This is a genomic window from Peterkaempfera griseoplana, assembly GCF_001418575.1.
Classification (GTDB): Bacteria; Actinomycetota; Actinomycetes; order Streptomycetales; family Streptomycetaceae; genus Peterkaempfera; species Peterkaempfera griseoplana.
In genome coordinates, this window is the sequence record NZ_LIQR01000167.1 from 1 (window position 1) to 7,654 (window position 7,654).

General features: G+C 75.3%; 8 protein-coding genes. 3 read left to right on the forward strand and 5 right to left on the reverse strand.

The annotated features are described in order from the left end of the window. Window positions 1-135: 135 nt before the first annotated feature. The gene (locus AOK09_RS13575; RefSeq protein WP_055587427.1) at window positions 136-1,068 is read right to left on the reverse strand and encodes a DUF4232 domain-containing protein; all 933 of its coding nucleotides are present in this window, start codon (window positions 1,066-1,068) and stop codon (window positions 136-138) included. 469 nt (window positions 1,069-1,537) lie between these two features. Between AOK09_RS13575 and AOK09_RS13580 the strand changes: the two genes are divergently transcribed. Beyond that, window positions 1,538-1,963 (forward strand): DUF7144 family membrane protein, encoded by a 426-nt coding sequence (locus AOK09_RS13580; protein ID WP_055587428.1) that lies wholly within the window; start codon window positions 1,538-1,540, stop codon window positions 1,961-1,963. Between the two features lie 149 nt (window positions 1,964-2,112). Here AOK09_RS13580 and AOK09_RS13585 read toward each other — a convergent pair whose 3' ends face one another. From AOK09_RS13585 to AOK09_RS13600, 4 genes are all read right to left on the reverse strand, one after another. Then, entirely contained in the window at window positions 2,113-2,688 is a 576-nt protein-coding gene (locus tag AOK09_RS13585; protein WP_055587429.1) for a rhodanese-like domain-containing protein, read from the reverse strand. Window positions 2,689-2,767: 79 nt separating this feature from the next. Continuing rightward, window positions 2,768-3,514: a sulfite exporter TauE/SafE family protein gene (locus tag AOK09_RS13590; protein WP_055587430.1), complete on the reverse strand. Its 747-nt coding sequence runs from the start codon at window positions 3,512-3,514 to the stop codon at window positions 2,768-2,770. After that, window positions 3,511-3,879, reverse strand: coding sequence for a rhodanese-like domain-containing protein (locus AOK09_RS13595; protein ID WP_055587431.1), 369 nt, complete (start codon window positions 3,877-3,879; stop codon window positions 3,511-3,513). The genes AOK09_RS13590 and AOK09_RS13595 overlap by 4 nt, the downstream gene beginning before the upstream one ends. 26 nt (window positions 3,880-3,905) lie before the next feature. Next, entirely contained in the window at window positions 3,906-5,264 is a 1,359-nt protein-coding gene (locus AOK09_RS13600) for an MBL fold metallo-hydrolase (RefSeq protein WP_055587432.1), read from the reverse strand. A gap of 434 nt (window positions 5,265-5,698) precedes the next feature. Between AOK09_RS13600 and AOK09_RS13605 the strand changes: the two genes are divergently transcribed. Together AOK09_RS13605 and AOK09_RS13610 are read left to right on the forward strand one after the other, a co-directional pair. Continuing rightward, window positions 5,699-5,965 (forward strand): metal-sensitive transcriptional regulator, encoded by a 267-nt coding sequence (locus tag AOK09_RS13605; RefSeq protein ID WP_055587433.1) that lies wholly within the window; start codon window positions 5,699-5,701, stop codon window positions 5,963-5,965. 543 nt (window positions 5,966-6,508) lie between these two features. Further along, window positions 6,509-7,654, forward strand: a 1,146-nt coding sequence (locus AOK09_RS13610) for a molybdopterin molybdotransferase MoeA (protein ID WP_055587434.1), incomplete at its 3' end; no start/stop codon positions are given.

Below are 7,654 nucleotides of genomic sequence, written 5' to 3' on the forward strand. Positions count from 1 at the left end.
CCCGCGGGGCGGTCCGGAACCGGGACCGGGCGGCCGCGCCGGTGGAGGTGCTTTTGGGGGAGGGGAGCGCTACGGGCGGGCCTCGGCCACCGCCCGCGGGGCGGTCCGGAACCGGGACCGAGCGGCCGCTCCGGGTCAGCGGCGGGACGGGTCGTCGCGCTCCCAGGCGCCGACGCCGAGCCTCCCCGTCGTGCCCAGGTCCAGCTCCGGCGTGACCGTCACCGTGGCCGCTCCGGGCCTCGCCACCACCCGCACATAGGGCGCGTTCACGGGGTCGCTGCCCAGACCGGTGGTGTTGCGCCAGACCAGCCCCGCGCGGGCGCTCTCCCCGGGCCGCAGTGCCAGCGGCTGCGGTGTGCCGTCGGCTCCGGTGCCGGCGGCGACGGCGTCGCCGCCGTGGAGGATGCTCACACCGTCGACCGGCCTGTGGCCCTCGTCCAGGAGCTGCAGCTGCGGATAGCCGTCCAGACGGTAGGTGCGGGTCCCGCAGTTCGTCAGATGCAGTCCGACGACGCGCAGTCCCATCGCGGCGTCGCCGTCGTCGGCGTACACATGCACCCCCGAAGCCGGACAGGGGCCTCCCCTGGACGGCACCTCGGTGGTGGGGACGCTCCTGACCTTGATGATCCGGGTACGCAGCACGCCGCCGACGCCCGGGGGCAGCCGGCCCGGGTCGACCGCCTGCCGCACCGTACGGCCGGGCCGTACGGACGGCAGTGTCTGCTGCGCACTCGCCATCGCCGCCCCGGAATCCGAGAGCAACTGGAAGGTGATCGTGTAGGTGAGGGTCTGCGCCGTGGCGTTGGTGACCTCGAACACCGGGCAGCCGGCCACCAAGACCGTTCCGACCCCGTCGGTCTGCGAACCGGACGACTCCTCCGGAAGCGCCGCACCACTGGAGGGGACGGGCCGGTGGCAGGAGGAGGCGTCGGCGGCGCGGGGGGAGCCGGACGCCCGCGCCGGCGCCGGGCCGGAGGTCGGCGGAGCTGCGCCCTGCGATCCGCACGCCGCGAGCAGCAGCACTCCGGCGACGGCAAGGGTGGGGACGGCGGGGACATGACGACGCATCCGCCAAGTCGATCAGAGCGGACCACCCCGGGCTGTGACGGGGGCCACGCCTGCGGTCACAGGACCGTCACAGACCCCCGCCCGGCTCGGCAGGCGCCCGGCGTCCCCGGCGGCCTTCGTCTCAGCGAACCCCGGTGCGTGGGGCAGCCGGCCCTGCCCGTGGTCTCCGTGGAACGGGGTGTCGTCCCGTGGCCGTCGTCCGGCATGCCGGTTTGCGTCCGTTGTGCCGGCCGGGCACCGGCAGGCCCGCGTCCGTCCGAGCCGTGGCGGGCGTTCCGGCCGGGTGCAGCTGGTCCCGCGAGGCCCGGACGCCGGTGCTCGGCTGCAGCAGGGGCCGTCCGCCGGGCCGCCTTCGCGGTGCGGTCCTGCGTACTGCGCTGGAGATGCCGACCTCGCCGGGGGCTGCGACGATGACCGCAGCCGCCGGGACCGGTCGCCGGTCCCGGGTTCTGTGCCGGAGGGAGCCGCCATGTCCACGCACGGCCGTGCAGCGGTCCGGGAGGGCGGTACGTCCGGTCTGCTGGTGTCCGGGTGGACCGAGCTTGCCGCCGTCCTGATGATCTCCGGCGGGCTGCTCGCCATCACCGAGGCGGTCTCGGCACTGTCCCAGGACGACCTGCTGGTCATCTCCCGGGACTACGCCTTCCGGTTCAACCTCGTCGGATGGGGCTGGATCCATCTGGCGCTCGGTGTCGTGGTGCTGGCCACCGGCATCGCCCTGATCAGCGGTTCGCAGTGGGCACGGCCGGTGGGTGTGGTGCTCGCCGGGATGAGCCTGCTCGCCAACTTCATGTGGCTGCCCTGGTACCCGGTGTGGGCGGCCATCGTGATCACCATCGATCTGATCATCATCTGGGCCCTCTGCTGCCGTACCGGCGTGGCGCCACGCGCCTGAGCGGACTCGCCAAGGCGGGGTGCCTCCGCCGCGAAGCGGCGGCACCCCGGCGTCGCCCCCGGGCACCGGGGCGGGCGCATGCAGCGGCGGGCGCGGCACACCCAGGCCCGCCGTGTTGCGCGACGGCGGGCCGGGGTGTGCGGAGGGGGTCACTTCTGCAGGGCGGCGAGGGTCGCGTCCAGGTCGGCTGAGGCGTGCTTGGGGCGGTTGTACGGGAGCCTGCCCAGGAGGTTGCCCATGGCGCAGGTGTTGGTGAGGGCGGAGAAGACCAGGCCACCGCCGATGGCTGCGGAGAACCAGCGGGCGCCGGGAACGGCGAGGTCGACGAGCATGCCCACGATCACCAGCGAACCGGCGGCCATCCGGACCTGCCGGTCCATCGCCCAGGTGGCGCGGCCGCCGGCGGGGCGGTCCAGCGGCTTGCCGCCCTGGGCCCAGGCCGAGGTGCCGCCGACGACGGTGGCGGCGGGGATGCCGGCTGCGGCGAGCTGGTCGCAGGCGTTCTGCGAGCGGGCGCCCGAGGCGCAGACCAGGGCCAGTTCGCCCCGGTCCGCGGCGGAGCGCAGGGCGGGCAGAGCGCGCTGGAGCTGGTCGAGGGGGATGTTCAGCGCGCCGGGGATGTGCCCGCCGGCGTACTCGCCGGGGGACCGGACGTCGATGACCGTGAGCTGCTCAAGCCGGGGGTGGAGCTGCTCGGTGGTCAGGGAGGTGGTGGTGGCGGCCATGGCGGCTGTTCCTTTCGGGCGCTGTTCCTGGGGGGCCAGGTGGTGCAGGTGATGCAGGAGGTGCGGGGGAGTCGGATGTTCAGGTGAGGGTGTCGAGGAGCATAAGGGCTGCGACGGCCAGCAGTGCGACCGCGAAGAGGCGCTGCAGGGCCGCGCCGGAGAGTTTGTCGGCCAGGCGCTTGCCATCCCAGGCGCCGAGGACGGCGGTGGCGGTGAAGGGGCCCACCACTGCCCAGTCGATGCTGCCGGCGCTGCCGAGGCGGGGGGCCAGGGCGGCGGCGCTGTTGGCGGTGATGACCAGCAGGCTGGTGCCGACGGCCTCGGCCATGGGCAGGGCCAGGACGGAGACCAGCGCGGGGACCGCGAGGAAACCGCCGCCGACCCCGAGGAGCCCGGTCACCGCCCCCAGCCCGGCTCCCGTGGCGGCGGACCTGCCGGGACCGGCTGCCCGTGGCTGGGCCGTCCGGCGCCGGCCCGCCAGCATCCGCCAGGCGGCCACGGCGGCGAGCAGGGCGAACGCGGCGGTGAGCAGCGCCCCGGGGATCGCCGAGGACAGGGCGCCGGCGGCAGCCGCGGCGGGGAGGCCCGCGACGGCGAAGAGGGCGCCGGTGCGCCAGCGGACCCGTCCTGCCCATGCGTGGGTGACAAGTCCGGTCACGGAGGTGACGGCGACGATGAGCAGGGCCGCGGTGGTGGCCTGGGCCGGTGCGAAGCCCAGCAGGTAGATCAGGGCGGGTACGGCGAGCATGCTGCCGCCCCCACCCAGGCCGCCCAGGGCCAGGCCGACGACGGCCCCGGCGACCAGGGCGAGGACCAGCGTGGTCATATGACCTGCCCGTCCTGGCCGGCGCGGTCGCGGACGGGAAGCCCGGCGGCGTGCCAGGCGCGCATGCCGCCGGAGACGTTCAGGGCCCGGACACCACGGGCGGCGAGCAGTTCGGCGGCCTTCTGGGAGCGGTTGCCGGAACGGCAGACCACGAGGACCGGGTGGCCGGTGGGGACCGCGTCGGGGAGCGGGGCCCCGGCGGCGACGGCGGCCAGGGTCTGCCACAGCGAGCCGGGGGCGTGTCCGGCGGCGTACTCGCCGGCCTCCCGGACGTCGAGCAGCGCCGCCTCACCGGCCTGGGAGAGTGCCCAGGCGTCGGCGGGCGTGATCTGGGCGGGGCGGGGTGTGCGGGCGAAGAGCCCCATGGTCGTCCTCCTGGTGTTCACGGGTGTCAGGCGCCGGTGACCAGGCCGTTGGCGCGGGCGTTGTCGAAGGAGTCGTCGACGGCGACGACGTCGCGGCCGGCGGCGTCCAGCAGGGAGGCGGCGATGCCGGCGCGCATACCGCCCGCGCAGTGCACCCAGACCGTCCCGGCGGGGACCTCGGCCAGCCGCCGGGGCAGCTGGTGCAGGGGGATGTGCACCGAGCCCTCGATGTGGCCGGCGGCCCGCTCGGAGTCGCGCCGTACGTCCAGGACCACCGGGCGGTCGCCGTTTCCGCGCGCCTCGGCGAGGGCGGGGAAGCCGGCCCGGGGGAAGGAGCGCAGTCGGGCGGGATCCTCGACCCACTGCTCGGGTGTGCCGGTGGCGGCTGCGGCGGGGTGGTCGATGCCCACCTGCACCAGCTCGCGCTGGGCGGCGGCGAGCTGGGCGGGGGTGTCCGCGAGCAGGGTGACGGGCCTGCCCCACGGGATCAGCCAGGCCAGGTAGGTGGCGAGCTGCCCCTCGGCCTCGAAGTTGAAGGCTCCGGCGACGTGTCCCTCGGCGAAGGCGACCCGGTTGCGCAGGTCCACCACCCATTCCCCGGCGGCCAGCCGGGCGGAGATCTCGGCGGCGCCGGCCCGGCGCGGGGCGGTGAGGTCGACCGGGGCCGGCCCGGCGGCGTTGGCGGGTGCCATGTGGGTGTAGTAGGCGGGGACGTCGTCCAGGCCGGAGAGGAGGTCGGCGACAAAGGTGTCGACGTCCTTCACCAGGGCGGCGTTGGCGGTCCTCTGCTCGCCGATGGTGGTGGACTCGCCCTCGGCCTGCGAGGAGGAGCAGAAGGAGCCGAAGCCGTGGGTGGGCAGCACCCGTACCTCGTCGGGGAGCTGGGCCAGTCGCCGTGCGGAGGCGTGCTGGGCCCGGGCGAGCTGCTCGGTGAGGCGGGGTTCGACCAGGTCGGGGCGGCCCACGGAGCCGATCAGCAGCGATCCGCCGGTGAAGGCGGCCACGGGGGCGCCGCCGTCCTCCAGGACGTAGGAGGTGTGGTGGGGGGTGTGGCCGGGGGTGGCCACCGCTCGCAGGGCCAGCCCTTCGTCGATGACCGCGGTGTCCCCGTCGGCAACCGGGACGCGGACGAAGGAGACCTGGGCACCGGCGGGCACGAGGTAGGCGGCGCCGGTGATCCGTGCGAGCTCCAGGCCGCCGGTGACGTAGTCGTTGTGGATGTGGCTCTCGGCGACATGGGTGATGCGCACCCCCCGGCGGGCTGCCGCGGCCAGGACGCGCTCGATGTCGCGGGGCGGGTCGACGGCCACCGCGCCGGTCGCGCCGCCGGCCAGGTAGCTGCGGTTGCCGAGCCCTTCGACGGCCAGCGTCTCCACGAAGTACATGCGCGTCGTCTCCTCAGCGGTGATACCTAGGGGGGTATGTCTTGCCTTCGACTATATACCCCCTCCCGTATTTTCCCCGGGGGTCGGGACGGGCGGTGTGAACGCCGCCGCGGTGTCTGCCCTCCGCCTCGGGGAGGGAATCACTGCAGCAAGAATACCCTCAGGGGTATGGTTACCCCTGAGGTGAGCCCAGTGCGGGGCGCGGGGGAGGGGGTCGCCGTACGGGCGCCGACCGTTCGCGGCCCGGGTGCGGGAATGACCGTCCGCCCGGGACCGTTGGATACCCCGCAGGGTATGAAATCCCAGGGGCGGCCGGACGGCCGCCGCGGGAGCGGGAGCCTCGACGGGTCTGCGCTGTCCGGGCGCTGAGACGCACCCCCTTGACAACATACCCGGCCGGGTATGATGGGCAGCCGGTTCTGAAGGAGGACCCCATGCAGGTGGACACGGAAGCAACGAACGCGGTGCTCAACCGCCTGCGACGGGCCCAGGGCCAACTGGCCGGCGTCATCGCCATGATCGAGGCCGGCAGGGACTGCAAGGACGTGGTCACCCAGCTCGCCGCGGTCTCCCGGGCTCTGGACCGGGCCGGATTCAAGATCGTGGCCAGCGGTATGCGCCAGTGCATGGCCGCCGCCGACGACCAGGCGCCACCCATGAGCGAACAGGAGCTGGAGAAGCTCTTCCTCGCCCTGGCCTGACGCCGCGTCGGATCGTCCGCCCGGGCCGCCGAGCCCGTACGGTGCGTGCGGCGGGTGCTCCGGACTCGGTCAGCCGCTCGGCGTCGTGCTTGGTGGCGAGGTCGGCGGTGACCGCGGCGATGGGGACGCCGAGCGACCTGGCGTGGCCGAGGATCCGCTGCAGCAGCTCGGTCTTGCCTGCGACGCAGACCCGGAACTTCGACGCGGCCGTGCCCGGCCCGCCGGGTACCCGCGCGGCCGGAGTCGTACGGTCCTGCTCCCCGTACGGTCCGGCTTTTCCTGCCGCCGGTCCCCGCGTGGCCGGAGCGCTGAGGCAATGGCCGGGGGCCGCCAGGGCGGCCCCGGCGCCGGGAGCGGCGTTCATGCGGGAGCGCGGCGGTCGCCCTGGAGACGGAAGCCCCCAGGCCGGCGGTCGCCGGCCCGCCCGTGGGGCCGGTGCGTTCACTGCCTCACCGCCCCGCCGGGACACCTGTGAACGGACCGGAGCACTCCCGCAACCCCACGGACGGTCAGAGGTAAAGCGCCGGGGGCAGGCTGACCGGTATGACCGTCCTTGTCGCAGCCCCGGTGACCACCCCGTACCGCGATGTGCCATGGGCACGGGCACGCGAACTGGCCCATGCGGCCCCGGAGCCACTGCCCCCCGTCCGCGTTCCGCTCGCGCGGGCGGCCGGACTGACGCTGGCCGAGGCGCTGCGGACGCAGCAGCCGCTGCCCGGCTTCGACACCGCCGCCATGGACGGCTACGCGGTCGGGCCCGGCCCCGGGCCCTGGCGGCTGCGCGGCGCCGTGCGCGCGGGCGCAGCATGGACGGGCGGGCCGCTTGCCGCCGGCGAAGCGGTGGAGATCTCCACCGGAGCGTCCGCGCCGCGCGGTGCGGTCGGGGTGCTGCCGCTGGAACAGGCCGAACACACCGCCTCGACGATCTCCGGCCCTGCCCCGGCCCCGGGCCGGCACATCCGCCGGGCAGGCGAGGACGCCCCGGCGGGTCGGCCGCTGGCTGCGCCCGGCAGCGGCATCGGTCCGGCGCTGCTCGGCCTCGCCGCCGCCTGCGGTCATGACACCCTGCAGGTGAGGCCCCGCCCGCGCGTGCGCATCCTGATCACCGGCGACGAACTCGTCCACAGCGGCGTACCCGCCCCCGGCCGGGTACGCGACGCACTCGGCCCACTGCTGCCCCCGCTGGTGGACGCCCTCGGCGGGGAGACCACCGAGGTCCGGCACCTGCCCGACCACCCCGTGGAATCACTGGCCACGGCGGTGTGCACCGCGGAACGCGGCGCCGATGTGACGGTGGTGACCGGATCCACCTCGGTCGGTGCCACCGACCGACTGCGCACGCTGCCGGACGCGACCGGCGCCCGCTGGGTGGTGGACGCGGTCGCCTGCCGGCCGGGCCATCCCCAGTTGCTCCTCCAGCTCCGCGACGGCCACTGGATCGTGGGGCTGCCGGGCAACCCGTTCGCGGCCCTGACCGCCGCCCACACCCTGCTCGCCCCGCTGCTCGCGGGCCTGACCGGACGCCCACTGCCCGTCCTGCCGAGCGCCTCGCTTCGCGGCGCCGTTCCCACCGCCCCCGGCCGCACCTGTCTGGTCCCGGTCGCCTGGGACGGACCTGCCGTCCGGCCGGTCGGCGGCCACGGGCCTGCGTTCCTGCACGGAGCGGCCCTCGCCGACGCGCTGGCCGCG

Bases quoted from the DNA above. Each gene is read 5' to 3' on its own strand.
- AOK09_RS13575 (WP_055587427.1), bottom strand. From the start codon at position 1,068: ATGCGTCGTCATGTCCCCGCCGTCCCCACCCTTGCCGTCGCCGGAGTG.
- AOK09_RS13580 (WP_055587428.1), top strand. From the start codon at position 1,538: ATGTCCACGCACGGCCGTGCAGCGGTCCGGGAGGGCGGTACGTCCGGT.
- AOK09_RS13585 (WP_055587429.1), bottom strand. From the start codon at position 2,688: ATGGCCGCCACCACCACCTCCCTGACCACCGAGCAGCTCCACCCCCGG.
- AOK09_RS13590 (WP_055587430.1), bottom strand. From the start codon at position 3,514: ATGACCACGCTGGTCCTCGCCCTGGTCGCCGGGGCCGTCGTCGGCCTG.
- AOK09_RS13595 (WP_055587431.1), bottom strand. From the start codon at position 3,879: ATGGGGCTCTTCGCCCGCACACCCCGCCCCGCCCAGATCACGCCCGCC.
- AOK09_RS13600 (WP_055587432.1), bottom strand. From the start codon at position 5,264: ATGTACTTCGTGGAGACGCTGGCCGTCGAAGGGCTCGGCAACCGCAGC.
- AOK09_RS13605 (WP_055587433.1), top strand. From the start codon at position 5,699: ATGCAGGTGGACACGGAAGCAACGAACGCGGTGCTCAACCGCCTGCGA.